This is a genomic window from Aquabacterium sp. J223 (assembly GCF_024666615.1).
GTDB lineage: Bacteria > Pseudomonadota > Gammaproteobacteria > Burkholderiales > Burkholderiaceae_C > J223.
In genome coordinates this window covers 3,661,279-3,684,411 of sequence record NZ_CP088297.1, presented here as the reverse complement: position 1 = coordinate 3,684,411, position 23,133 = coordinate 3,661,279, and the positions used below count along the sequence as shown (strand labels likewise).

The 23,133-nt window shown below is 74.1% G+C and carries 20 protein-coding genes; 5 read left to right on the top strand and 15 right to left on the bottom strand.

The features are described from left to right. Nucleotides 1-82: 82 nt before the first annotated feature. Entirely contained in the window at nt 83-1,057 is a 975-nt protein-coding gene (locus LRS07_RS17430; RefSeq protein ID WP_260499214.1) for a LysR family transcriptional regulator, read from the bottom strand. Between the two features lie 147 nt (nt 1,058-1,204). On the opposite strand from LRS07_RS17430, the gene LRS07_RS17425 reads away from it, so the two are divergent. Next, the gene (locus tag LRS07_RS17425) at nt 1,205-3,448 is read left to right on the top strand and encodes an alpha/beta hydrolase domain-containing protein (protein WP_260499213.1); all 2,244 of its coding nucleotides are present in this window, start codon (nt 1,205-1,207) and stop codon (nt 3,446-3,448) included. A gap of 25 nt (nt 3,449-3,473) precedes the next feature. Continuing rightward, the gene (locus LRS07_RS17420; RefSeq protein ID WP_260499212.1) at nt 3,474-5,042 is read left to right on the top strand and encodes a tannase/feruloyl esterase family alpha/beta hydrolase; all 1,569 of its coding nucleotides are present in this window, start codon (nt 3,474-3,476) and stop codon (nt 5,040-5,042) included. A 29-nt stretch (nt 5,043-5,071) separates the two neighbouring features. On the opposite strand, the gene LRS07_RS17415 is transcribed toward LRS07_RS17420, so the two are convergent. Next, nucleotides 5,072-6,019, bottom strand: coding sequence for an AraC family transcriptional regulator (locus LRS07_RS17415; RefSeq protein ID WP_260499211.1), 948 nt, complete (start codon nt 6,017-6,019; stop codon nt 5,072-5,074). A 138-nt stretch (nt 6,020-6,157) separates the two neighbouring features. On the opposite strand from LRS07_RS17415, the gene LRS07_RS17410 reads away from it, so the two are divergent. Together LRS07_RS17410 and LRS07_RS17405 are read left to right on the top strand one after the other, a co-directional pair. Then, nucleotides 6,158-6,628 (top strand): (2Fe-2S)-binding protein, encoded by a 471-nt coding sequence (locus LRS07_RS17410; RefSeq protein WP_260499210.1) that lies wholly within the window; start codon nt 6,158-6,160, stop codon nt 6,626-6,628. A gap of 14 nt (nt 6,629-6,642) precedes the next feature. Continuing rightward, nucleotides 6,643-8,898 (top strand): xanthine dehydrogenase family protein molybdopterin-binding subunit, encoded by a 2,256-nt coding sequence (locus LRS07_RS17405; protein WP_260499209.1) that lies wholly within the window; start codon nt 6,643-6,645, stop codon nt 8,896-8,898. A gap of 6 nt (nt 8,899-8,904) precedes the next feature. Here the strand turns inward: LRS07_RS17405 and LRS07_RS17400 are convergent, their stop codons facing one another. Beyond that, nucleotides 8,905-9,486 (bottom strand): VOC family protein, encoded by a 582-nt coding sequence (locus tag LRS07_RS17400; protein ID WP_260499208.1) that lies wholly within the window; start codon nt 9,484-9,486, stop codon nt 8,905-8,907. A gap of 70 nt (nt 9,487-9,556) precedes the next feature. Here LRS07_RS17400 and LRS07_RS17395 point away from each other — a divergent pair, with 70 nt between their 5' ends. After that, nucleotides 9,557-10,462 (top strand): LysR family transcriptional regulator, encoded by a 906-nt coding sequence (locus LRS07_RS17395; protein WP_260502151.1) that lies wholly within the window; start codon nt 9,557-9,559, stop codon nt 10,460-10,462. A gap of 19 nt (nt 10,463-10,481) precedes the next feature. Here LRS07_RS17395 and LRS07_RS17390 read toward each other — a convergent pair whose 3' ends face one another. From LRS07_RS17390 to LRS07_RS17335, 12 genes are all read right to left on the bottom strand, one after another. Further along, complete coding sequence (locus LRS07_RS17390; protein WP_260499207.1) at nt 10,482-11,468, bottom strand: Bug family tripartite tricarboxylate transporter substrate binding protein; 987 nt, start codon at nt 11,466-11,468, stop codon at nt 10,482-10,484. Nucleotides 11,469-11,488: 20 nt separating this feature from the next. Continuing rightward, complete coding sequence (locus LRS07_RS17385) at nt 11,489-12,217, bottom strand: enoyl-CoA hydratase/isomerase family protein (RefSeq protein WP_260499206.1); 729 nt, start codon at nt 12,215-12,217, stop codon at nt 11,489-11,491. Then, on the bottom strand, nt 12,196-14,574 hold the full coding sequence (locus LRS07_RS17380; protein WP_260499205.1) for a xanthine dehydrogenase family protein molybdopterin-binding subunit: 2,379 nt from the start codon (nt 14,572-14,574) through the stop codon (nt 12,196-12,198). Before LRS07_RS17380 ends, LRS07_RS17385 begins: the two co-directional genes overlap by 22 nt. Beyond that, complete coding sequence (locus tag LRS07_RS17375; protein WP_260499204.1) at nt 14,571-15,074, bottom strand: (2Fe-2S)-binding protein; 504 nt, start codon at nt 15,072-15,074, stop codon at nt 14,571-14,573. The genes LRS07_RS17380 and LRS07_RS17375 overlap by 4 nt, the downstream gene beginning before the upstream one ends. Before the next feature lie 4 nt (nt 15,075-15,078). Further along, the gene (locus tag LRS07_RS17370; RefSeq protein ID WP_260499203.1) at nt 15,079-15,879 is read right to left on the bottom strand and encodes an FAD binding domain-containing protein; all 801 of its coding nucleotides are present in this window, start codon (nt 15,877-15,879) and stop codon (nt 15,079-15,081) included. Nucleotides 15,880-15,907: 28 nt separating this feature from the next. Then, entirely contained in the window at nt 15,908-16,672 is a 765-nt protein-coding gene (locus tag LRS07_RS17365; RefSeq protein ID WP_260499202.1) for an alpha/beta fold hydrolase, read from the bottom strand. After that, entirely contained in the window at nt 16,669-18,003 is a 1,335-nt protein-coding gene (fahA, locus tag LRS07_RS17360; protein ID WP_260499201.1) for a fumarylacetoacetase, read from the bottom strand. Before fahA ends, LRS07_RS17365 begins: the two co-directional genes overlap by 4 nt. Further along, the gene (locus LRS07_RS17355) at nt 18,000-18,521 is read right to left on the bottom strand and encodes a VOC family protein (protein WP_260499200.1); all 522 of its coding nucleotides are present in this window, start codon (nt 18,519-18,521) and stop codon (nt 18,000-18,002) included. The genes fahA and LRS07_RS17355 overlap by 4 nt, the downstream gene beginning before the upstream one ends. Before the next feature lie 80 nt (nt 18,522-18,601). Beyond that, nucleotides 18,602-19,789 (bottom strand): FAD-dependent monooxygenase, encoded by a 1,188-nt coding sequence (locus LRS07_RS17350; RefSeq protein WP_260499199.1) that lies wholly within the window; start codon nt 19,787-19,789, stop codon nt 18,602-18,604. 34 nt (nt 19,790-19,823) lie between these two features. Beyond that, on the bottom strand, nt 19,824-20,801 hold the full coding sequence (locus LRS07_RS17345; RefSeq protein WP_260499197.1) for a Bug family tripartite tricarboxylate transporter substrate binding protein: 978 nt from the start codon (nt 20,799-20,801) through the stop codon (nt 19,824-19,826). An 11-nt stretch (nt 20,802-20,812) separates the two neighbouring features. Next, nucleotides 20,813-21,793, bottom strand: coding sequence for a Bug family tripartite tricarboxylate transporter substrate binding protein (locus tag LRS07_RS17340; protein WP_260499196.1), 981 nt, complete (start codon nt 21,791-21,793; stop codon nt 20,813-20,815). Nucleotides 21,794-21,818: 25 nt separating this feature from the next. Continuing rightward, nucleotides 21,819-23,006 (bottom strand): FAD-dependent monooxygenase, encoded by a 1,188-nt coding sequence (locus LRS07_RS17335; protein WP_260499195.1) that lies wholly within the window; start codon nt 23,004-23,006, stop codon nt 21,819-21,821. Nucleotides 23,007-23,133: the final 127 nt, after the last annotated feature.

Here is a 23,133-nt window from a genome sequence, read left to right as displayed (position 1 = left end):
CCCGGGGAATGCGTGAAGGCCGCGGTGCGCCACGCCTGGCCCCGCGCACGGCCTTGGAGCCGGCCCGCGACGGCGGGTGCCGTCAGGCGCTGCCCACCCGGGCCGGCGGGTCGGCCGGCAGCCGCATGGTGGCGGACCGGCCGCGCATGATCCCGCTGTGCCGCAGCACGCGGAAGTGGTCGGTGACCAGGCCGCGCATCCAGACGTTGCCCGGGTCCAGGTCGAAGCGCGGGTGCCAGAACTGCTTGAGGCTGTAGCGGGCCAGCGGCACCGGCACCTCCAGTTGCTGCAGCGGGTGCTCCTCGCACAGCCGGTGGCCGAGCAGTTCGGGCACCGTGGCCAGCAGTTCGGTGCAGGCCACCACCCGGCCGACGCCGACATGGCTGGGCAGCCCCAGCACCACCCGGCGCTTCACGCCGTGCCGCAACAGCCCGCGGTCGACCACCGACTGCACCGCCAGCGGTCCGTGGATGCCGACATGCCCCTCCGCTTCGTAGCCGGCGACGTCGATGCGGCCGTCGACCCGCGGGTGCCCGCGTGCCGCCAGGCAGACGAAGCCCTGCTCGAACAGCACCGCCTCCTGCACCAGCCCCTCCAGCGCGGGCAGGTAGCCGACGGCCAGGTCGATCTCGCCGCTGTCCATCAGCCGCTTGGTGTCCGGCGTGCTGCGCTGCACGTCCAAGGTGACGCCCGGTGCCTGCCGCGTGATGGTGTTGGCCAGCGCGCTGAGCAGACCGGCCTCGGACATGTCCGACACGCACAGCCGGAAGCGCCGGGTCGAGGTGGCCGGCTCGAAGCAGGCCAGCGTGGTCTCGGCCCGCTCCAGGTCGGCCAGTGCACTGCGCAACAAGGGGTACAGCGCCCGGCCCTTGGCGGTGGGCTCCATGCCGCTTGCCGTGCGGCAGAACAGCGGGTCGTCGAAGTGGCGGCGCAGCTTGGCCAGGGTGGTGCTGGCCGACCCCTGGCCCATGTCCAGGCGCTCGGCGGCGCGCGTGACACTGGCTGTTTCATAGATGGCGACGAAGACGTCGAGCCAGTGGGTGTCGAGGTGGCGCATGGCGGACTATCGGCAGTCGAGATGATCGGCATCGCCGCTTGTGGATTGACCCGATGCTAGGCAGGTCGAAGACTGGTCTTCCTCCGGGATGACCCGGCGACCGGCCACCTGCAGGCACCGACCGGCAGGGGCACAAGGAGACAAGACATGCACAAGCGATGGGGCCTGGGCCTGCTGGCCGGCATGGCGGCGGCGAGTGTGGGTGCGGCCGTGCCCGCCCTGCCCAACGTGACCGGACCGGTGCCCGATCCGGACCCGGTGCTGGGGCCGATGTTCGCCGGCCTGCGGCCGAGCCTGACGCCGGGCCACCAGCTGAGCGACTTCCAGTACGTCACCGAGGAGTACTGGATCAGCGGCATGGGCTGTTCCGTGCCGTACAAGACCCGCATCGTCGTGCGCCGCCCGGCCGATCCGGCGCGCTTCAGTGGCGTGGTGGTGGCCGAGCCTCTGCACCGCGGCGGCAACGCACTGATCTTCAACTTCAGCCGCTTCGGTCTCATGCAGCGCGGCCACATCGGCGTCGAGATCGACGCGCGCAGCATCAACCTCAACAACGCCAACAACCCGCTGCAATCGCTGCAGCCGTTCAACCCCACCCGCTACGGCGCGGTGGGCAACACCAACGTCAGCACCGGCTTCGTGCTGGCGCCCAACAACGCCGGCCAGGCCAACGAGGTGCTGGCGCAGGTGGGGCGGCTGATCAAGTCCAACGTGGCCGCCAACCCGCTGCGGCAGTGGGGCGTGCAGCGGGTGGTGATGGCCGGCACCTCGGACGCGTCCGAGGTCGTCCGCCAGTACCTCGCCGGCGCCACCGGCGCCGGCTGCGACGGCACGCTCGGCCACGCCTCGCTGCGCATGCCCGACGGCGGCCCGGTGTTCGACGGCTTCTTCCGCGGCTCCATCCTCAACCGGGTGCCGACGCCCGCGCTGGCCGACGTGCCGCACATCGAGATGCCCACGCAGTTCGAACTGCACAGCAGCAACGGCTTCCGCAAGCCGGACAGCGATGCCGCCGACAACCGGTACCGGCTGTACGAGGTCTCCGGCATGGCGCACAACGACAGCCGCGACAACGCCGGCTTCGACCCGCGCTTCCCCGGCGGCCAGCAGTGCGACCCGGTGATGAGCCGCTTCCACTTCCCGGCGTTCTACTTCCTCGGGCTGCAGCACGTCATCGACTGGACCTACGGCCGCACGCCGCCGGTGGCGCCGTCGCGCATGGGCGTGGACGACAACCTGGCCGGCGACGGCACCCGCGTCGCCACGGACGCCCTGGGCAACGCCACCGGCGGCGTGCGCTCGACCTACCTCGACGTGCCGCTGTTCCGCTACCGCACGCCGGGCACCGGCCCGGGCAGCCTGTGCAGCCAGATCGCGCAGCAGTTCCGCTTCGACGACGAGACGGCGCGCCGGCTGCACCTCAACCCGCGCCACTACGCCGACAAGTGGAAGCAGCGGCTCGGGCAGTTGCTCGACGAGGGCTGGGTGCCGCCGGAGTACGCCGACGAGGTCCGCGCCGACGCCCGCGAGTACTGGGACAACGGCCCCGAGGCGGTGTTCTGGCGCCGCGGCCGCGAGCTGGCCGTGTGGCGGCTCGACGGCGAGCGACTCGTCGCAAGCGGCGTGCTGCCGGCCGTGCCGCCCGGCTGGGACATCGCCGCCCGCGGCGACCTCGACGGCGACGGACAGCTCGACCTGGTGCTGCACCACGCCCGCGGCGACGTCGCGGTCTGGCTGGTCCAGGGCACCGGCCTGAAGGCACAGCTGGCCCTGCCGACGGTGCGGCCGGGGGCCCGCCTGGTGGGCAGCGGCGACGTCGACGGCGATGGCTTCGCCGACCTGGTGTGGCAGCTGCCGGGGCAGGGCCTGTCGGTGCAGCGCATCCGTCCGGGCGGCGCACCGGGCGCCGTGGCGCTGCCGCCGGCGGCCCCGGGCTGGCGCCTGGCCGGCGTCGGCGACGTCGATGGCGACGGCCGGGCCGACCTGCTGCACGCCGGCCCCGATGGCCAGCTGGCCGTCTGGCGCCTGGACGACAGCGGCGCCGCACGCAGCGAGCCGGTCGTGGCACGGCTGCCCCGCGGCACCACCGTGCTGGCGCTGGCCGACGTGACCGGCGACGGCCGCGCCGACCTGCTGCTGCAGCACGCCGGCGGCGGGCTGTCGCTGTGGGCGATGCGCGGTGCCCAGGTGACGTCGGACCGGCCGTTGCCGACGCTGCCCGGCGGCTGGCGCCTGTCCGCGCAGGGCGACTTCGACCGCGACGGCCGGGAGGACCTGGTCTGGCAGGCGGCGGACGGCCGCAACGTGGTCTGGTTCATGGGCGCGACCGGCGTGCTGCGCAGCGCCTACACGGCCAGCAGCGAACCCGGCTGGTCGCCGGCCCAGCCCTGACCGACACCCACCGAGGATCCGCACGATGTCAGCGCTTCACACCCGAACGTTCGTCGCCGCCCTGGGCAGCGGCCTGCTGCTCGCCGCCTGCGGCGGCGGCGACGACGATCGCCGCGTCGTTCAGCACGACGTCGCCTGCACGGCCTTGCCCACCACCTTCCAGGGCACGGTCGACGCCGTGAGGATCACCTCGGCGACCGAGGTTGCCGCAACGGCCACCGTGCCGGCCTACTGCGACGTGCGCGGCACGATCAAGGGCAACGTCAAGTTCGCCGTCCACCTGCCCAAGGCCTGGAACGGCCGCTACCAGATGGTGGGCAACGGCGGCAAGGCGGGCACCATCTCGTTCCCCGCCATGGTCACCGCCGTGCAGCAGGGCTACGCCAGCGCCTCCACCGACACCGGCCACGACGCCGCGGTGCCGGCGCAGAGCGGTGCCCGCTTCGGCTACGACGCCGAGTTCGGCGACGAGATGGAGATCGACTTCGGCTACCGGGCGGTCAACCTCACCGCCCGCGCCACCAAGGAGATCGTCAACGCCCACTACCCGCGCGACCTGGCCTACGCCTACTGGAACGGCTGCTCCACCGGCGGCCGGCAGGGCCTGATGGAGGCCCAGCGCTTCCCCGAGGACTTCGACGGCTACGTCGTCGGCGCGCCGGTCTACGACTACACCCGCCAGCAGCTCTCGGCGCCGGCCCTGCTGCAGCACCTCTACAAGAACGGCATCGCCGGCGGCTCGGCCCTGCCGCCGGCCAAGCGCGACCTCATCGGCAACATCGTCTACAACGGCAACGGCGGCAACTACGCCGGCTGCGACGCGCTGGACGGCGTGCAGGACGGGCAGATCCGCAACCCGCTGAAGTGCAACTTCGATCCCGCGGTGCACGTGCCGGCCTGCGGCGCCACCAACGGCCCCAACTGCCTCACGGCGTCGGAGCTGGCGGCGGTGCAGGGCGTGTACGCCGGCCGGCCCGCGGTGGGCGTGCACCCGCTGCCGGTGGGCTCGGAGAACACCAGCGGCGGCTGGAGCCAGTGGCTGGTCAGCACCGGCACGCCGGGGCTGCACACGGTGATGGTCGACGCCTTCCAGTACCTGCTGTTCCAGCCCGACCGGCCGACCTTCGACTACCTGACGCAGCTCGACTGGACCAACGACCTGACCAAGCTGGACAAGGCCAAGCAGCTCTACAACGCCACCCAGGCCGACCTGCGCAGCTTCGCCGCCGCGGGCAAGAAGATCGTCATGTACCACGGCTGGACCGACCCCGGCGTCAACCCGATGGGCACCCTCGAGTACAAGACCAAGGTCGAGGCGGCCTCGGGCGGCAGCGCCGCGGTCGCAGGCTTCCTGCGGCTGTACCTGGTGCCCGGCCTGGGCCACTGCAGCGGCGGCCCCGGCCACACCGAGGTCGACTGGATGGCCGCCGTCAGCGACTGGGTGGAGAAAGGCCAGGCGCCGACCGCCATCGTCGGACGCAAGCCCAACTCGACCAGCACCCGGCCGCACTGCCCGCACCCGCAGGAGGCGGTGTACGCGGGCAGCGGCGACGTCAACAGCGCCGCCAGCTACACCTGCGCCGTGGTGCCCTGACGCGGGCTCGTCGGGGGGCCGGCGGTGCGTCAGCCCAGCGTGGCTTCCGGCACCGTCCTCAGCCCCGAGATGTCGCGGACCGGCGGCGCACCGAACTGCCGGCTGTACTCGCGGCTGAACTGCGACGGGCTCTCGTAGCCGACGCGGTAGGCGGCGGTGGCGGCGTCCAGGCCGTCGGCCAGCATCAGCCGGCGCGCCTCCGTCAGGCGCAGCCGCTTCTGGTACTGCAGCGGGCTCATCGCCGTCAGCGCCTTGAAGTGGTGGTGGAAGGTGGACGGGCTCATGCGCGCCTGTCGCGCCAGGTCCTCGATGCGCAGCGGCTCGGTGTAGCGCGTCTTCAGCAGCGCGATGGCGCGGGCCACCTGCGCGGCCTGGCCCTCCACCGCCGCGATCTGGCGCAGCCGTGCCCCGGCCTCGCCGACGAGCAGCCGGTACAGGATCTCGCGGCGCACCAGCGGCGCCAGCACCGCCAGGTCCTGCGGCTGGTCGAGCAGGTCGAGCAGGCGGCGGAAGGCGTCGAGCAGCGGCGGCGTCACCACGCCGGTGGCCATGGCCGGGCCCTGCGCCGACGACGCCACCCGGGGCGGCGGCACCGGCTCGTCGAGCAGCAGCGCCGCGATCTCGCGCAGGTCCAGGCGCAGCGCCAGTGCCAGGTAGGGCCGCTCGGCGCTGGCTTCCAGGATGGTGGCCACCACCGGCAGGTCGAGCGAGGCGATGAGGAAGCGGCCGCGGCCGTAGACCACGCTGTGGTCGCCCATCAGCACCTGCTTGCTGCCCTGGAGGATCAGCGCGACGCAGGGTTCGTAGACACCGCAGACGGAGCCGAGCAGGCTGTCGCTGCGGTACAGCGTCAGCCCGGGCAGCGCCGTCGTCGCCATCTGGCCGTCGGTCGCCAGGCGGGCCACGCGCCGGGCCAGTTCGTCGCTCAGGCGGGCGAGGTCGGCGTCGGCGGAAGAGGCGGCGGTGCGCTGGGTCATGGCCTGCGCATGCTAGCGAAGGCGCAACGCCGCGCGCCGCCCGGCCGGAGGATCGGGCAAACAAGCGGCAGCTTCAGGCTAGCGCACGCGCCGTGTGCGGAAGGACACTGCCCGGCACCCAAATCCTCCTCGTCCACCATGGTCTCCTTGAACGTCAACGGCCGCCAGCAGGCGCTGGACGCCGACCCGGGCACCCCCATCCTCTGGGCCCTGCGCGACCACCTCGGCCTCACCGGCACCAAGTTCGGCTGCGGCCAGGCGCTGTGCGGCGCCTGCACGGTGCACCTGGACGGCCAGGCGGTGCGGTCCTGCGTGACGCCGGTGTCCGCCGCGCAGGGCCGGCACCTCACCACCATCGAGGCCGTGGCCGCCGGCGACCGGGTCGGGCAGGCGGTGCAGGCGGCCTGGGTGAAGCACGACGTGGCCCAGTGCGGCTACTGCCAGAGCGGCCAGGTGATGACGGCCACCGCCTTCCTCAAGTCGCTGCCGCGCGGCCAGCGGCCCACCGCGGCGCAGATCGACGCCGCCATGGCCGGCCACCTCTGCCGCTGCGGCACCTACGAGCGCATCCGGGCCGCCGTCGGCGATGCCGCCCGGGCGCTGGCCTGACCGGAGGATCGGACATGCTGCCCTTCACCCAGGACCCCGCCCTGATCGCCGAACTGCCGCCGGCCGTGCGCCGCCTGCTGCAGCCTGCCGCCGAGGCCGGGGCACCGACCGGCCTGCCGCGCCGCAGCGTCCTCAAGCTGGCGGGCGCCGGCGGGCTGGCGCTCGGCGCCTTCCCGCTGTCGGCGTCCACCGCCGCCGCGCCGGCGGGTGACGCCGGCCTCAAGCCCACCCAGCAGCCGTCGGCCTTCGTGCAGATCGCGCCCTCCGGCGAGGTCACCGTCGCCCTCAACCGGCTGGAGTTCGGCCAGGGCGTGCAGACCGCCCTGCCGATGGTGCTGGCCGAGGAACTGGACGCCGACTGGCGCCTGGTGCGGGTGCGCCACGGCAGCAACGATCCCGCCTACGCCGACCCGCTGTGGGGCCTGCACCTCACCGGCGGCTCCACCGCGCTGAAGAACAGCTTCACCCAGTACCGCGAGCTCGGCGCCCGGGCGCGCGCGATGCTGGTCGCCGCGGCGGCCGCGCGCTGGAACGTCGACGCCGCCACGCTGCGCACCCGCGACGGCCGCGTGCTGGGCCCCGGCGGCCGCAGCCTGGGCTACGGCGAGCTGGCCGAGGCCGCGATGGCGCAGCCGGTGCCGCTGCAGGTCGCGCTGAAGGACCCGAAGGACTTCCGCCTCATCGGCCGGCCGACCGGCCGGCTGGACGCGGTGGCCAAGAGCAGCGGCCGCCAGGTCTTCGGCATCGACGTGCGCCTGCCCGGCCAGCTGACGGCCGTGATCGCCCGGCCGCCGGTGTTCGGCGCCAAGGTGAAGTCGGTCGACGATGCCGCCGCGCGGGCCGTCAAGGGCGTTCGCGCCGTGGTGCGCGTGCCGCTGGACCGCGGTGCCGAAGGCGTGGCGGTGATCGCCGACGGCTACTGGCCGGCGCGCCAGGGCCGCGAGGCGCTGAAGCTCGACTGGGACACCGACCGCGTCGAGAAGGTCGACAGCGAACGCCAGCGCGCGATGTACCGCGAGCTGGCCGGCCGCCCCGGCCCGCGCCACTTCGACGCCGACATGGCACCGCTGGCCAGCGCGCCGCGCCGCCTCGAGGCCGAGTTCCACTTCCCCTACCTGGCCCATGCGCCGATGGAGCCGCTGAACTGCACGGTGCAGGCCGTTGGCGACGGCGTCGAGCTGTGGGTGGGCACGCAGATGCCCGGCCTGGACGGCGCGGCGGCCGCCCGCGTGTTCGGCCTGAAGCCCGAGCAGGTGAAGGTGAACGTGCAGTACGCCGGCGGCGGCTTCGGCCGCCGCGCCATCCCGAGCAGCGAGTACGTGGTCGAGGCCTGCGAGGTGGCCAAGGCCGCCCGCGGCGCCGGCCTGCAGGGCCCCATCCGCACGCTGTGGAGCCGGGAGGACGACCTCCAGGGCGGCTACTACCGGCCGTCGCAGCTGCACCGCGCGCGCATCGGCTTCGACGCCGCCGGCCGCGTGCTGGCCTGGGACCACGTCATCGTCGGCCAGTCCATCATGGCCGGCACCTTCTTCGAAGGCGCGATGGTCAGGAACGGCATCGACACCACCGGCGTCGAGGGCATGCGCGAGCCCTACGAGCTGCCGATGCGGCTGACGGTGCACCACCCGCAGCAGAACGTGCCGGTGCTGTGGTGGCGCAGCGTGGGCTCGACCCACACCGCCTTCGTCATGGAGACGCTGATCGACGAGATCGCCCGCGCCAGCGGCCAGGACCCGGTGGCCTACCGGATGAGGCTGTTCGGCACCGAGCACCCGCGTCACCGCGCGGCCCTTCAGCTCGCCGTGGACAGGAGCGGCTACGGCAAGAAGGCGCTGGCGCCGGGGCGGGCCTGGGGCGTGGCGGTGCACCAGTCGTTCGACTCGGTGGTGGCCTACGTGGTCGAGGCCTCGGTCCAGCAGGGCCGGCCGGTGCTGCACCGCGTGACCGCGGGCGTGCACTGCAACCTGGTGGTCAACCCGCGCACGGTGGAGGCGCAGGTGCAGGGCGCCGCGCTGATGGGCCTGGCCATGTGCCTGCCCGGCCATGCCATCACGCTGAAGGACGGCCGCGTCGAGCAGCGCAACTTCGGCGAGTACGCCCTGCCGCGCATCACCGACATGCCGCAGGTCGCGGTGCACACCGTGCCCAGCGCCGACCCGCCCACCGGCATGGGCGAACCCGGCCTGCCGCCGCTGGCGCCGGCCTTCGCCAACGCCGTCGCCCGCCTCACCGGCAAGCCGCAGCGGCAGCTGCCCTTCCAGCTGGCCTGAGGCAGGTCAGCCGGGCGCCTGGCCGCCGCCCCGGCCGGCCATGCGCTCGGCCATCTCCGCCCGCCATTCGGCCCGCGGGCGGAAGCCGGGCAGGGTGCGGGCATGGGCCTCGGCCCAGCGCATCAGCGCGTCGGCCGGCAGGTCGAACGGCGCCGGCACCCGCGCCGGCTGGCTGACGTACCAGGGCGTGTCGACGTAGACCTCGATGCGGTTGCCCTCGGGGTCGCGGAAGTACAGCGACAGCGCGTTGCCGTGGGTCACCGGCTGCAGGTCGTCCACGCCCCAGGCCAGCACCTGGCGGTGGAAGGCCAGCAGCGAGGGCAGGGTCCCGGCGTGCAGCGAGATCTGGTTGATCGGGTTGAAGGCCAGTCGGGACGGCCGGCCGGACACCAGCACAATCTGGTGGTGCTCGTCGGGGTCGCGGCTGAGGAACACCAGGTCCAGCGTCTCGCCGTCGGCGCCCGGCAGGCGGCCGCGATCGGTCTCGGTGAAGCCGAGCAGGCCCTGGTAGAAACCGGCCATCCGGTCCAGGTCGTGCACGCGGAAGCCGATGTGGCTGAACCGCAGGACCACAGGGTCGTCTGCCATGGGCCGCTCCTCTTCGTTCGTCAACGTCATGCCGACATGAACCCATCGCTACGGCAGCTGCGCGGGCTTCATCGGCGTCGCCTCCTCGGGAAGCTTCACCAAGACCGCCCAGCGCCTGCACCTCAGCCAGGCCGCCCTCAGCACGATGGTGCGGGAGCTGGAGTCGCAGCTCGGCTGCCGGCTTTTCCACCGCACCACGCGCGCGGTGGAACTCACCGAGGCCGGCCGGCGCTTCCTGCCGGTGGCCACCCAGATCGTCGAATCGCTGGAGGCCGCGGCCACCGAGCTCGGTGCCCTCGACCGCCTGAACGGCAGCCGGCTGAACATCGGCGTGACGCCGATGATGGCGACCAGCCTGCTGCCGCTGGTGCTGACCCGCTTCCGCGCCGTCATGCCCGACGTGGAGATCGGCGTCGCCGACGCCGCACCGGCCGACCTGCGCGAGCTGGTCGAGTGCGGCGACATCGACGCCGGCTTCGGCGCCTTCTTCACGCGGGTTTCCGGCCTCGACCGCGAGCCGGTCTTCACCAGCCGGATCCAGGTGGTGCAGCCGCGCGGCGCGGAGGTGCTGAAGGGCGGCACCATCCGCTGGTCCGACCTCGCCGGGCAGGCGGTGGTGACGGTGACGGAGGCCAGTCCGGTGCAGCAGCTGGTGGAGGCGCAGCTGACGAAGCTGACCATCGCGCCGAAATCCCGCCTGGTGGTCAACCAGCTGGAGACGGTGATCGCCTTTGCCGAAGCGGGCCTCGGCATCGGGATCATCCCGTCGTTCGCGGGGGCCGCCTGCCGCCGCTATGCGGTGTCCATCGCCAACCTGGGCCCCGCGGTGGAGTTCCAGTTCCAGCGCATCGTGCGCGCCGGCCACCCCAGCAGCCCGGCCCTCACCGCCTTCTCCGAGCTGTTCGCCGCGGTCGCCGAGGAACTGGACAGTTCCGGCGCGCGGGGCACGCCGCCCGCGGTGGCGGGCGGCGGCTGAGCGCCGGGCCCGGGTCATCTCATTCCGGCTGGATGCCGGCCAGCTGCACCAGCCGGCCCCAGCGCTCGGTGTCGCTCTGCACCCGCTGCGCCAGCTCCTGCGGCGTGCTGGGCTGCGGTTCGGCGCCGATGCCGCGCAGGAAGTCCACCGTCGCCGGGTCCTTCAGCGTGGCCTGGATGAAGCCGTTGAGCCGGGTCACCGCGGCGGCCGGCACCTGGGCCGGCATGAACACCGCGAACCAGCCGGCCAGGTCGTAGCCGGGCAGGCCGGACTCGGCCACCGTCGGCACGCCGGGCAGGGCCGCGATGCGCTGCGAGCCGGTCACCCCCAGCGCCTTGATCCGGCCCGCCTTGACCATCGGGATGGCCAGCGTGGCATCGGCGAAGACCAGCTGCACCCGGCCGCCCAGCAGGTCGGTCATGGCCTGGGGCACGCCCTTGTACGGCACGCCCAGCAGGTCGACGCCGGCCAGGCTCTTGAACAGCTCGCCGGCCACCAGGCCGGTGGCGTTGCCGCTGCCGTAGCTGTGCTTGCCCGGTTCGCGCTTGAGCAGCTCGCGCAGCTCGCCGATGGAGTTGACCTTCAGCACCGTCGGGTCGCAGACGACGACGAAGCTCAGCGTGGCCACGCTGCTGACCGGGGTGAAGTCGCGCACCGGGTCGAAGGGCAGCTTGCGGAAGAGGTGGGTGTTGGCGGCGTGGGTGGAGTTGGGCGTGAACAGCAGCGTGTAGGGGTCGCCGGGCGCGGCCGCCACCGCCTGCGCGGCGATGTTGCCCAGCGCCCCGGCCCGGTTGTCGACGAGCACCGTCTGCCCCGACAGCTTCTCGATGCCACGCGCCAGCTGGCGTGCGGCGGCGTCGATGCCGCTGCCCGCGGGGTAGCCGACGATCATGCGCATCGGCCGCGAGGGCCAGGCCTCCTGCGCGCGCAGCGACAGGGTGGCCGTGCCGGCGGCGCCGGCGGCCCATTGCAGGACACGGCGGCGCGAGGGGGTGTTCAACGGCATGGCGGCCTTTCGGTGGGTGTTCAGTAACGCGCGGACAGCGCGGTGGCGGCCAGGTGGCCGGCGAAGCCGCTGGCCGCCGTCGGGCCCATGCCCGGGGCCAGCTGCAGGTACTGCTTGACGGCGCGCAGCGCCACCGGGCTGCGGTCGAGCATCGGCGCCAGCACCGCCGTCGCGGCCGCTTCCAGTTGGTCCGCCGGCACGGCGGTGGTCACCAGGCCGGCGGCCTGCGCGGCCCGGCCGTCGAGGCCGAGGCGGGTGAGGACGAGGTGGGCCAGCGTCTTCGGCGGCACGCGGTCGATGAGCGCGGCCATCACCAGCGTCGGCGGGATGTCGCGTTCCATTTCCGGCACCTGGAACTGCGCGTCCTGCGCCGCCACGGTGATGTCGCAGACGCAGGCCAGCGCGGTGCCGACGCCGATGGCCCGGCCCTGCACCACGGCGACGGTGGGCAGCGGGCAGGCCTTCAGCGCGTCGTACAGCGCCAGCGCCGGCGCGGCGACGCGCAGCCGCAGCTGCTCGGCCGAGGGCACCGGCCCGCCCTTGGGCGGCGTCGGCGATTCGCGGCCGGCGCAGAAGTCGGCGCCTGCGCCGCGCAGGCAGACCACACGCACGTCCTCGTCCAGCGCCTGCAGCGCGGCGACGATGGACGCCGCCATGCCGGCGTCGAGCAGGTTGCCGGTGTCGGGCCGGTTGAGCGTGAGCGTGAGCAGCCCGCCGTCGCGGCGGCTCAGGACGGTGTCGTGTGGCATGCGGTCTCCTGGTCGGTGCCCGGTCGGTGGATGGCCTGCCACAGCGCCAGCGGCGTGGCCGGCATCGGCAGCTCGCCGGTGGTGTGGTCGGACAGCGCGTCGTGCAGCGCGTTGAAGGTGGCCGCGGTCGCCGGCGTGATGCCGCTCTCGCCGCCGCCCTTCACGCCCAGCGGGTTGCCGTGGGTCGGGTCCTCGGCCAGCGCGATCGCCAGCGGCGGGATCAGGCCGGCGCGCGGCATGCCGTAGTCCATGAACGAGCCGGACAGCACCTGGCCCTCGTCGTCCATCGCATGCGTCTCGCACAGCGCCTGGCCCAGGCCCTGCGCCAGCCCGCCGTGCACCTGGCCCTCGACGATGAGCGGGTTGATCGGGCGGCCGACGTCGTCCACCGCCGAATACCGCTGCAAGTGGACCGTGCCGGTGTCGGGGTCGACCTCCAGCTCGCACACCGCGGCGCCGGTGGGGAAGGCCGGCAGGCGGCCGCTGAACTCGGCCTCGGCGACGAGCGAGCGCACCGACCGGTCGTCGGGGCGGCCGTGTCGGGCGACGTGCCGTGCCAGCTCGAACAGGCTCACCGAGCGCCGGTCGTCGGCGACGAAGCGGTGCCCGTCGCGCTGCACGCGCGCGGGCGGTGCCTCCAGCACCTCGGTGGCGGCCAGCGCGGCGTGCTGCAGCAGCGTGGCGCAGGCCTGCAGCAGCAGCGTGCCGCCCAGGCGCATCGAGCGGTCGGAGTGGGTGCCGCCGCCGACGGCAATGTCGGCGGTGTCGCCGGTGCGCAAGCGCACCTGCTGCGGCACCAGCCCCAGCTGGTCGGCCACCACCTGGGCGAAGGTGGTGGCGTGGCCCTGCCCGGTGGACTGGGTGCCGGCGACGATCTCCACCGCCTGGGCCTCGGGGTCCACCGTCAGCCGAACGCGTTCGCGCGGGGCGCCCACCGGCGACTCGATGTAGTTGGCCAGCCCGATGCCGCGCAGGCGGCCGCGGGCGCGGGCTTCGGCGCGGCGGGCGGGGAAGCCGTCCCAGTCGGCCATCGCCAGCACCCGCTCCATGTTGGCGGGGAAGTCGCCGGCGTCGTAGGGCAGGCCCATCGGCGACAGGCGGGGCAGCTGCTCGCGCCGCAGGAGGTTGCGCCGGCGCAGCTCGATGCGGTCGAGGCCCGTCTGGCGGGCGGCGATGTCGAGCAGCCGCTCGAAGACGTGCATGGCCTCGGGCCGGCCGGCGCCGCGGTAGGGGCCGGTGGCCACGGTGTGGGTCAGGGCGGCGCGCACACGCAGCGACACCGCGGGCACGTCGTACACGCTGGTCAGCACCCGCGTGTGGTTGGCCATCGGCACGTAGGAGACGGTGTGCGCGCCGACGTTGCCCAGCAGCTCGTGGTCGAGCGCGAGGATGCGGCCGTCGGCGTCGAAGGCGATGGCGGCGCGCACCAGCAGGTCGCGGCCCTGGTGGTCGCTGACGAAGGCCTCGCTGCGGTCGCTGGTCCACTTCACCGGCCGGCCGACGCGCCGCGCTGCCCACAGCACCGCCACCTGCTCCATGTTGAGCGAGCTGCGCGGCCCGAAGCCGCCGCCGACGTCGGGGCAGACCACGCGCAGCCGGTCGGCCGGCAGGCCGAGCGCGTCGCACAGCCCCAGGTGCTGCCGGTGCACCCCCTGGCTGCCGGAGATCAGCGTGTGCAGGCCGGTGGCCGCGTCGAACTGGCCGATGGCCGAGCGCGGCTCCATCTGCGCGTTGACGATGCGGCTGTTGCGGAACTCGCGGCGCACGGTGAAGGCGGCGCGGGCGAAGGCCTGCCGCACCGCGTCGGCGTCGCCGTGGTGCGCCTCGAAGCACAGGTTGCCCGGTGCGTCGTCGTAGAGCTGCGGCGCGCCGGGCGCCAGCGCGTCGTCGGCCCGCAGCACGGCGGGCAGCGGCCGGTAGTCGACCACCACCGCCTCGGCGCCGTCGCGGGCCTGCAGCGGCGTTTCCGCGATCACCATCACCACCGCCTCGCCGACATGCCGCACCCGGTCCACCGGCAGGGGCAGCTGGCGTCGGTTGTAGACCGGCCCGCTGGCCGGCGGCGCGAAGGCCTTGTCGGCGGGTCGCACGGCGTCGGCCGGGTTGGGGATGTGGTCGACGCCGCGGTGGCCGTCGGCCAGGTAGTCGGCGCCGGTCAGCACCGCCAGCACGCCGGGCAGCGCGAGCGCCGGCGCGACGTCGATGCCGGCGATCTGCGCGTGCGCATGCGGCGACCGCAGGAAGGCCGCCCAGGCCTGGCCGGGCAGCGACACGTCGTCGGTGTAGCGGCCGCCGCCGGTGACGAGCCGTCGGTCCTCCAGCCGCGGCAGGCGCCGGCCGATGTGCGGGCCGCTCACCCCCGGCCCTCCGCATCGCGTGGGGCCGCCGCCGCCTGCCGCACCGCGTCGATGATGTGGACGTAGCCGGTGCAGCGGCAGAGGTTGCCCTCCAGCGCGGTGCAGATGCTGTCGTGGTCCACCGGCCGGCCGGACCGCAGCAGGCCGTCCGCCGCCATGATCATCCCCGGCGTGCAGAAGCCGCACTGCAGGGCGTGGCAGTCGATGAAGGCCTGCTGCAGCGGGTGCAGCGTGCCGTCGTCCTTCTGCAGGCCCTCGATGGTCACCACCTCGCCGCCGCTGGCCTGCACCGCCAGCACGGTGCAGGACTTCACCGCCAGCCCGTCCAGCCGCACGGTGCAGGCGCCGCACTGGCTGGTGTCGCAGCCGACGTGGGTGCCGGTCAGCCCCAGGTCGCGGCGCAGGAAGTCGACGAGCAGGGTGCGGTCGTCGACGCGGCGGCGCACGGCCTGGCCGTTGACCGTGAGCTCGACGTTGGGGGCTTCGTCAGCAGGGTTCATCGGGTCAGGGCGCGAGGTCGGCCATCGCGCGGCGGGCCAGGGTGGACACCAGGTGGGCGCGGTAGTCGGCGCTGGCGCTGCGGTCTTCGTTGAGCCCGGCGGGCGACAGCGCCAGGCGCTGCAGGGCCGCGGCGTCGAAGCGCTGCGCCAGCCTGGCCTCGGCCTCGTGCCAGCGGAAGGCGCAGGGGCCGACGCCGGTGACGCCCACGCGCACCGCGCCGTCGGCGTGGCGGGCGATGAAGACACCGGCCACCGCATATCCCGAGGCCGGGTGGCGCTGCTTGGCGTACAGCGACCGCTGCGGCCGCATGAACTCCACCGCGACGATCAGCTCGCCGGGGTCGAGCGCGGTTTCGAACAGGCCGGTGAAGAAGTCGTCGGCGGGGATGCGGCGGCGATCGGTCAGCACGGTGGCGGCCAGCGCGAGCAGCGCCGCCGGGTAGTCGGCCGCCGGGTCGCTGTTGGCCACCGAGCCGCCCAGCGTGCCGCGGTGGCGCACCTGGGCGTCGCCGATGAGGCCGGCCAGCGTCGCCAGGCCGGGGGCGGCCTGCCGCACCGCGGCCGAGTCGGCCACCTCGGCGTGCCGGGTGGCGGCGCCGATGCGCAGCGTGGTGTCGCCGAGTTCGATGCCCTGCAACTCGCGCAGCCGCGCGACGTCCACCAGGTGCGAGGGTGCGTCCAGCCGCTGCTTCAGCGTGGGCAGCAGCGTCATGCCGCCGGCCAGCGGCTTGGCCTCGGGGTGGCGGGCCAGCCACTCGGCCGCCTCGGCCAGCGAGCTCGGGCGCAGGTAGGCGAAGGGGTACATCCGGCGGGGTGTTCGTCGGGCGTCAGGCTCAGGCGGTGAGCCAGCGCTGCAGCGCGGTGGCGGTGGCCACCGGCGCTTCGAGCATCGGGTAGTGCCCGGCGCCGGGCAGGGCCTGCAGCTCGGCCTGCGGGTGGTGCAGGCGCCAGCTGCGTTCGGCCGTGTCGAGGTTGATGCTGGGGTCGTGGGCGCCGACCAGCACCTGCACCGGCAGGCCGCGCAGGGCCACCACCTCGTCGGCGAAGCCGGGGCCGCTGCCCCATTCGCGCAGGTAGCCCGCCATGGCCTGCGGCCGGTTCGCCGCCAGGCTGTCGGCGGCGATGCGCGCGCACCAGGCGGGCGACAGCCGCTGGCCGGTGGAGAAGTCGACGATGCGCTGGCGGGCGCCCACGTCCTGCACGGCTTGCTCGAACAGGGCCAGGCGCGGGCCGTCCAGCTGCGAGCCGGCGGCCGACACCGGCGCCAGGCCGAGCAGGCGCGTCACCCGCTGCGGCGCCATCAGCGCCACGCGCTGCATGGCCATGCCGCCCATCGAGTGGCCGACCAGCGCAAAGCGCTCCCAGCCCAGCGCGTCGGCCAGCGCCAGCACGTCGGCGGCCGCCTCGCGGAAGGTGAAGTCGCCCTCGACGTCGCGCCGGGCGCCGTAGCCCCGGTAGTCGAAGACGGCCAGCTGCAGCGCCTGCGGATCGAGGGACTGCAGCATCCAGTCCCAGTGGTGCGGGCTGCCCAGCCAGCCGTTGAGCAGCACGGCCTTGTGCGGGCCCTCGCCGTGCAGGCGCGCGCCGGGCGCCGTCATGCGAGGTCCCCGGCGAGCGCGGGCAGGATGCGCCCGCTGCAGGCGCCGAAGCCGATGGGCACCGCGCCATCGCGCTGGGCGCGGGCGCGCAGCTCGATCTCGTCGCCGTCCTGCAGCCACAGCCGCTCGTCGCCGTCGGGCAGCCGCAGCGGCTCGCGGCCGGCGCTGGTGATCTCGGTCAGGCAGGCGCGGCTCTCGTCGGCCTCGCCGGAGACGGTGCCGCTGCCGATGAGGTCGCCCGGCCGCAGGTCGCAGCCGTTGGAGGCGTGGTGGGTGAGCATCTGGGCGAAGGTCCAGCTGAGGTGCGACAGGTGGGTGGCGGCCAGCCGCAGCGGCGGCCGGCCGGCGCGGCGCATGCGCTCGCTGCTGAACCAGGCCTCCAAGTGCAGGTCCAGGCCGCCGGCCGCGCGGTCGCGGGCGCTGTGCAGGTAGGGCAGCAGCGGCGGCGCCTCGGCCGGTCGCGCGGGTGCCTCGCAGGCGAAGGGCCACAGCGCCTCGGCCGTCACCACCCAGGGCGAGACGGTGCTCATGAAGCTCTTGCCGAGGAAGGGCCCGAGCATCTGCTCCCACCACTGCACGCCCTTGGACGACCAGTCGTTGAGCAGCACGTAGCCGAAGAGCTGCGCCGGCGCGTCGTCCAGCGCGATCGGCTGGCCCAGCGTGTTGCCGGGGCCGACGAAGGCCGCCAGCTCCAGCTCGAAGTCCAGCGCCTCCACCGGGCCGTGGCGCACGGCGCCGCTGTCGGCGTCGCGCCACTGGCCGCGCGGGCGGCGCAGCGGCGTGCCGCTGACGCGGATCGACGACGCCCGGCCGTGGTAGGCCACCGGCAGCGAATGGAACACCGGCGGCACCGGGTCCTTCAGGCCCTTGAAGCGGCCATGGCGCGCGGTGTGGTGGAAGGAGGTGAGGAAGTCGGTGTAGTCGCCGATGGCGACGGGCAGCACCATCTCGACGCCGTCCATCGGCCGCAGCAGGTGCTCGGCGCGGTCGCGCAGCCCGGTGTCGGCACCGTCGGCGCGCAGCAGGTCGGACAGCCGCGCGCGCAGCGCCGACGCCGGCGCGTGCCCCAGCGCCATCAGGCCGTTGAGGTGGCCGTCGACGCTGCGCACGGCCGCCGCCGCCAGGCCGCCGAGCAGGCCCGCCGCGTCGACGGCCTGCAGGTCGACCACCCGGTCGCCGATGGCCACACCGGGACGCGGCCGGTCGGCCGGCCGTTCGCGGAACAGGCCCAGCGGCAGGTTCTGCAGCGGGAAGTCGCCGCCCGGGGCGGCGCTGGCCAGCCAGGCGCCGCGCCGCGGGTCGTGGGTGGCGTTGAGGTCCGGCCGCGTCATGCCCGGCCTTCCCGCGGCCGGTCGGTCCAGGCCGCGAGCAGGGCGTGGGCCGAGGCGCGGTGGGCCCGGTCCTCGGCTTCGGTCATGGTCGGCACGGTGAACTCCACCCGCAGGCCGTTGGGGTCGAAGCAGTAGATCGAGCGGCAGATGCCGTGGTCGGTCACGCCCACCACCTCGACACCCTCGGCGGTGAGCCGGCCGCGCAGCGCCAGCAGCGCGTCCTCGCTGGCCACGGTCAGCGCGATGTGGTTGACCCACGGCGGCGTGTTCGGCGAGGGCAGCGCGGCGGTGTCGTCGCCGAGGTCGAAGAAGGCGATGCTGGAGCCGTCGGCCATGCCGAAGAAGATGTGCACGTAGGGGCAGTACTCGCCGGTGCTCGGCACGTGGTCGAGCGCGATCACGTGCACCAGCGGCAGGCCGACCACGTCCTCGTAGAAGTGGCGCGTCTGCTCGGCGTCGCGGCAGCGCCAGGCGAAGTGGTGCAGGCCCTTGGCGACGGGGGTCTTGGTGATGGTCATGTCAGTGGCGCCCGGCCGCCCGGAGGCACTGAGCGCCCCCTCGGGGGGCAGCGAACGAACGTGAGCGTGGGGGTTTCATGTCAGATCGGCACCTCGTCGACGCGGTAGTCGAACAGCCAGTCGTAGCGTTCCTTGACCTTGTCCTCCTGCCACTCGCGGTCGACGTAGTCGGCGGCGCCGGCGGCATGGCCGAGCGCGGGGTTGTGGAAGCGCTTCGCGTTGGCCGAGGAGCCGAGCACGATGCGCGCGGTGCGGTCCTGCCGCGCGGCCTCGTAGCGGCGCAGGCCGGTGGCCGGGTCGTCGCGGTGCGCGTCCAGGCAGCGCGCCAGCACGTAGCCGTCCTCCAGCGCCATCACCGCGCCCTGGGCCAGGAAGGGCAGCGTGGGGTGGCAGGCGTCGCCGAGCAGCGTCATGCGGCCCTCGCCCCAGCGCGGCATCGGGTCGCGCACCATCAGCGCCCACTTGTACGGCGTCTCGATGGCGCGGATGAGGTGGTGCACGTCCTCGTGCCAGCCGGCGAAGTCGGCCAGGCAGTCCTCGGTGCGGCCGCGGTGCGACCACGACTCCACCTCCCAGCCCTGGCGCTCGACCGCGCCGACGAAGTTGAACAGCTGCTGCCGGCGCAGCGGGTAGTGGATGACGTGGGCGCCGGGCCCCACCCAGTTATAGCCGTAGGGGTCGCGCAGGTGCGCCGGCAGGCGCTCGGCCGGGATGACGCCGCGCCAGGCGATGATCCCCGAGAAGCGCGGGCTGTCGCCGCCGAAGACGCTGTGGCGGATCGGCGAGTGCACGCCGTCGGCGCCGATCAGCACGTCGGCCTCGGGCAGGTCGCCGCCGTCGCCCAGCGGCGTGGCGCCCTGCGCGCCCAGCCGCACGCCGGTGATGCGGGTGCCCAGGCGCACCGCGTCGGGGTCGAGCGCCTGCACCGCGTCGAGCAGCACCCGGTGCAGGTCGGCCCGGTGCAGCGTGAGGTAGGGGTGGCCGTAGCGCTCGCGCGAGACCGAGCCCAGGTCGAACAGGTTCCAGGTCTGCCCGGAGTTCCACAGCCGCACCCGCTTGCCCAGCGGCTGCGAGGCGATGCCCTGGATGGCCGCGTCCAGGCCGAGCAGCGAGAACACGCGGGTGCCGTTCGGGCTGATCTGCACGCCGGCGCCGATCTCGCCCAGCACCTGCGTCTGCTCGTACACCCGGACGTCGAAGCCGAGGCGCAGCAGCGCCAGGGCGGCGGTCAGCCCCCCGATGCCCGCGCCGACGATGGCAATCTTCATGTCGACTCCGTTTGCGGCCGCTTCATTCGGCGTGTCATTCGGCCTTGGCGCCCGAGGCCTGGGCGATCTCGGCCCACTTGCGCGCTTCCTCGCGCACGAAGCGGGTGAACTCGTCGACGGACAGCCGCTGCGGCGCGGTGCCCAGCAGGCGCAGCTGCTCGACCACCTCCGGATCGGCCACCACCTTGGCGATGTCGGTCTCCAGCCGGGCCAGCACCTCGCGCGGCGTGCCGGCCGGCGCGACGACGCCGCTCCAGAAGTCGGCCACCAGCTTCGGGAAGCCCGACTCCACCGCCGTCGGCAACGCCGGCACCAGCGGGCTGCGCGACTCGCCCAGCAGGCTCACCGCCTTCAGCCGCCCGGCCTTGACGAAGGGCAGCATGGTGCCCACCGCGTCGATGGTGAACTGCGTCTCGCCGGCGACGACGGCGTTGACCGCGGGCGAGCCGCCCTTGTAGGGCACGTGCAGCGCGGGGATGCCGGTGACCGACTTCAACAGCTCGGCGGTCAGGTGGCCGACCGAGCCGTTGCCCGCCGACGCGAAGCTCATCGGCTGAGCCTGCCGGCGCGCGAAGGCGACGAACTCCTTCAGGTCGGCCGCGGGCACCGACGGGTGCACCACCAGCATCTGCGGGCCGCGGGCCACCAGCGCCACCGGCTGGAAGGCGGTGGCCGCGTCGTAGGGCAGCCGCGGGTACAGCGCCGGGCTGACGGCCAGCGTGCTGGTGCTGCCGAACAGCAGCGTGTAGCCGTCGGCCGGGGCCTGGGCCACCGCGGCCGCGCCCACCGTGCCGCCGGCGCCGGGCCGGTTGTCGACGATCACCTGCTGGCCGAGCAGGGCGCCCAGCTTCTGCGCCAGCAGGCGGCCGGCCACGTCGGTGGGGCCGCCGGGCGCGAAGGGCACCACCAGCCGCACCGGCTTGTTGGGGTAGGCGCCGGCCTGGGCGCGGGCCAGGCCGCACAGGCCCGTCGACAGCGAGCCGAGCGCGGCGAGGACGAGACGGCGTTGCATGCGCGGGGCCCTCATTCGCGGCTGAAGCCGGTCGACTTCATGACCCGGCTCCAGGTCGCCGTCTCCTTGACCAGGAAGCGGGCGAACTGGTCGGGCGTGCTGCCCACCGGCTCGAAGCCCATGCCGACGAACTTCTCGCGCAGCGTGGGGTCCTGCAGCGACCGGGCGACGGCCTTGGACAGCGTGTCGATCACCGGCGCCGGCGTGCCGGCGGGCGCGTTGAGGCCGATGAAGTTGTACCAGGCGTAGGACGGGTAGCCCGACTGCGCGACGGTGGGCACCTCGGGCAGCAGGCGCGAGCGGCTGCTGCCCACGTTGCCCAGCACCTTGATCTTGCCCTCGCGCAGCAGCGGCGCCGCCAGCGAGGCCGAACCGAAGACCAGGTCGATCTGGCCGCCGAGGAGGTCGGCGATGGCCGGGTTCTCGCCCTTGTAGGGCACGTGCACCAGCTTGCCGCCGGTCTCGGTGCGGAACCATTCGCCGCCGAGGTGGTGGGTGCCGCCGGCGCCCGGCGTGCCGAAGGTCAGGCCGGCCGGCTGGCTGCGCGCCAGGGCCACCAGGTCCTTCAGGTTGTCGGCGGGCAGGTCGCGCCGCGCCATGATGACGTTGTCCATGTTGATGACATGGCTCACCGGCACCAGGTCCTTCAGCGGCTGGTACGGCACCTTCGGGTCGGTCAGCGGCGTGATGGTCAGCGGGCCGGTGGGGCACCAGCACAGCGTGTGGCCGTCGGCCGGCGCCTTGGCCACGAAGTCGGCGCCGGTGGTGCCGGCCCCGCCGGGCCGGTTCTCGATCAGCACCGTCTGGCCGAGGATCTTGGTCATCTCGGTGGCCACCAGCCGGGCCGAGGCGTCGAGCGCGCCGCCGGGCGCGTACGGCACGACGATGCGCACCGGCTTGGTGGGAAAGGATGCGGCGGTCTGCGCCGGCGCGCTGCCGCACAGCCCGGCGAGCAGCGCCAGCACGGCCAGCGGTGCGGGGTTCCGCGTCATGGGTGTCTCCTCGTCGTCATGTCGTTCAGGCGGCCCGGGCCACCGGGCCCTGCACCGCGTCGTGTCCGTAGATCCAGTCCACCGGCAGCGGCGGCGGCGGCGGCACGAGCTGGTTGTTGAGGAACTGCTGGCGCGCCTGCAGCTGCACGCGCGAGGCCCGCGGCTGGCGCTCGCGCTCGTAGGCGGCGAGCGCGGCCACCGGGTCCGCCGCGCCGTCGGCGAGGTGGCGGGCCACCGCCGCGCCGTCCTCCATCGAGATGGCGGCGCCCTGCGCCAGCGTGGGCATCATCGGGTGGGCGGCGTCGCCGAGCAGGGCGGCGCGGCCGCGGGCCCAGCGCTGCAGCGGGTCGCGGTCGTAGATGCCCCACTTGAAGCACTCGCTGGCGCGGCGGAAGACGGCGAGCAGGCCCTCGTTCCAGCCGCGGTAGGCCTCGATCAGTTTGTCGACGTTGCTGCGCACCGCCCACGACTCGTCGGCCCAGCCGTGGGGCTCGACGCGGCCGGCGAAGACGTTGAGCAGTTCGCCGCCGCGCAGCGGGTAGAACAGCACGTGGCCGTTCGGGCCCAGCCAGCCGGTGTACTCGCTGCCGTCCAGCGGCGTCGGCAGGCTGTCGGCGCAGGCGGCCAGCTCGGCCATCGGCAGGATGATCCGCCAGCAGATCTGGTGGGTGAAGCGCGCCTCGGCCGGGCCGAAGAGCGCATCGCGCACCACCGAGTGGATGCCGTCGGCGCCGAGGATGACGTCGGCTTCGATGGCCTGGCCGTCGGCGAAGCGGGCCGAGGCGACGTCGCCATCGGCGTCCAGCGCCACGCACTGCCGGCCGGTGTGCACCCGGTCCTCGGGCACCTTCGACAGCAGCAGGCGGTGCAGGTCGGCGCGGTGCGCGGTGTGGTAGCGCGCACCGTAGCGCTCCTGCATCTGGCCCATGAACTGCTCGCGCGCCCGCACGCTGCCGTCGTCCCACTTCAGCGACAGGCGCACCTTCGGCTCGGCGCCGACCGCCCGCAGCGCGTCCTCCAGGTCCAGCGAGCGCAGCACCTTGATGGCGTTGGGCGCGAGCTGCAGCCCGGCGCCCACCTCGCCCAGCTGCGAGGCCTTCTCGTAGACCGCCACCTCGCAGCCCCGGCGGTGCAACGAGGCCGCGGCGGTCAGCCCGCCGATGCCCGCACCGATGATCGCCACGCGCGGTGCACGCCGCCCCGGCAGAACCATGTCGTCTCCTTGTCGTGCCGGGGGCTTGCCGTCGCGACCGTCGCCGACCGTCGTCCCCGGGCCGGTGGATCCCGGCGACGGCCATTGGAGGCGATCCGGCCCGGGCTGTGAATCGCAAAGATTCGAT

Coding starts and splice junctions, on each gene's coding strand:
- LRS07_RS17370 (WP_260499203.1), bottom strand. CDS start 15,879: ATGTACCCCTTCGCCTACCTGCGCCCGAGCTCGCTGGCCGAGGCGGCC.
- LRS07_RS17430 (WP_260499214.1), bottom strand. CDS start 1,057: ATGCGCCACCTCGACACCCACTGGCTCGACGTCTTCGTCGCCATCTAT.
- LRS07_RS17350 (WP_260499199.1), bottom strand. CDS start 19,789: ATGAAGATTGCCATCGTCGGCGCGGGCATCGGGGGGCTGACCGCCGCC.
- LRS07_RS17425 (WP_260499213.1), top strand. CDS start 1,205: ATGCACAAGCGATGGGGCCTGGGCCTGCTGGCCGGCATGGCGGCGGCG.
- LRS07_RS17405 (WP_260499209.1), top strand. CDS start 6,643: ATGCTGCCCTTCACCCAGGACCCCGCCCTGATCGCCGAACTGCCGCCG.
- LRS07_RS17410 (WP_260499210.1), top strand. CDS start 6,158: ATGGTCTCCTTGAACGTCAACGGCCGCCAGCAGGCGCTGGACGCCGAC.
- LRS07_RS17345 (WP_260499197.1), bottom strand. CDS start 20,801: ATGCAACGCCGTCTCGTCCTCGCCGCGCTCGGCTCGCTGTCGACGGGC.
- LRS07_RS17375 (WP_260499204.1), bottom strand. CDS start 15,074: ATGAACCCTGCTGACGAAGCCCCCAACGTCGAGCTCACGGTCAACGGC.
- LRS07_RS17390 (WP_260499207.1), bottom strand. CDS start 11,468: ATGCCGTTGAACACCCCCTCGCGCCGCCGTGTCCTGCAATGGGCCGCC.
- LRS07_RS17335 (WP_260499195.1), bottom strand. CDS start 23,006: ATGGTTCTGCCGGGGCGGCGTGCACCGCGCGTGGCGATCATCGGTGCG.
- LRS07_RS17365 (WP_260499202.1), bottom strand. CDS start 16,672: ATGACGGCGCCCGGCGCGCGCCTGCACGGCGAGGGCCCGCACAAGGCC.
- LRS07_RS17415 (WP_260499211.1), bottom strand. CDS start 6,019: ATGACCCAGCGCACCGCCGCCTCTTCCGCCGACGCCGACCTCGCCCGC.
- fahA (WP_260499201.1), bottom strand. CDS start 18,003: ATGACGCGGCCGGACCTCAACGCCACCCACGACCCGCGGCGCGGCGCC.
- LRS07_RS17400 (WP_260499208.1), bottom strand. CDS start 9,486: ATGGCAGACGACCCTGTGGTCCTGCGGTTCAGCCACATCGGCTTCCGC.
- LRS07_RS17385 (WP_260499206.1), bottom strand. CDS start 12,217: ATGCCACACGACACCGTCCTGAGCCGCCGCGACGGCGGGCTGCTCACG.
- LRS07_RS17355 (WP_260499200.1), bottom strand. CDS start 18,521: ATGACCATCACCAAGACCCCCGTCGCCAAGGGCCTGCACCACTTCGCC.
- LRS07_RS17420 (WP_260499212.1), top strand. CDS start 3,474: ATGTCAGCGCTTCACACCCGAACGTTCGTCGCCGCCCTGGGCAGCGGC.
- LRS07_RS17340 (WP_260499196.1), bottom strand. CDS start 21,793: ATGACGCGGAACCCCGCACCGCTGGCCGTGCTGGCGCTGCTCGCCGGG.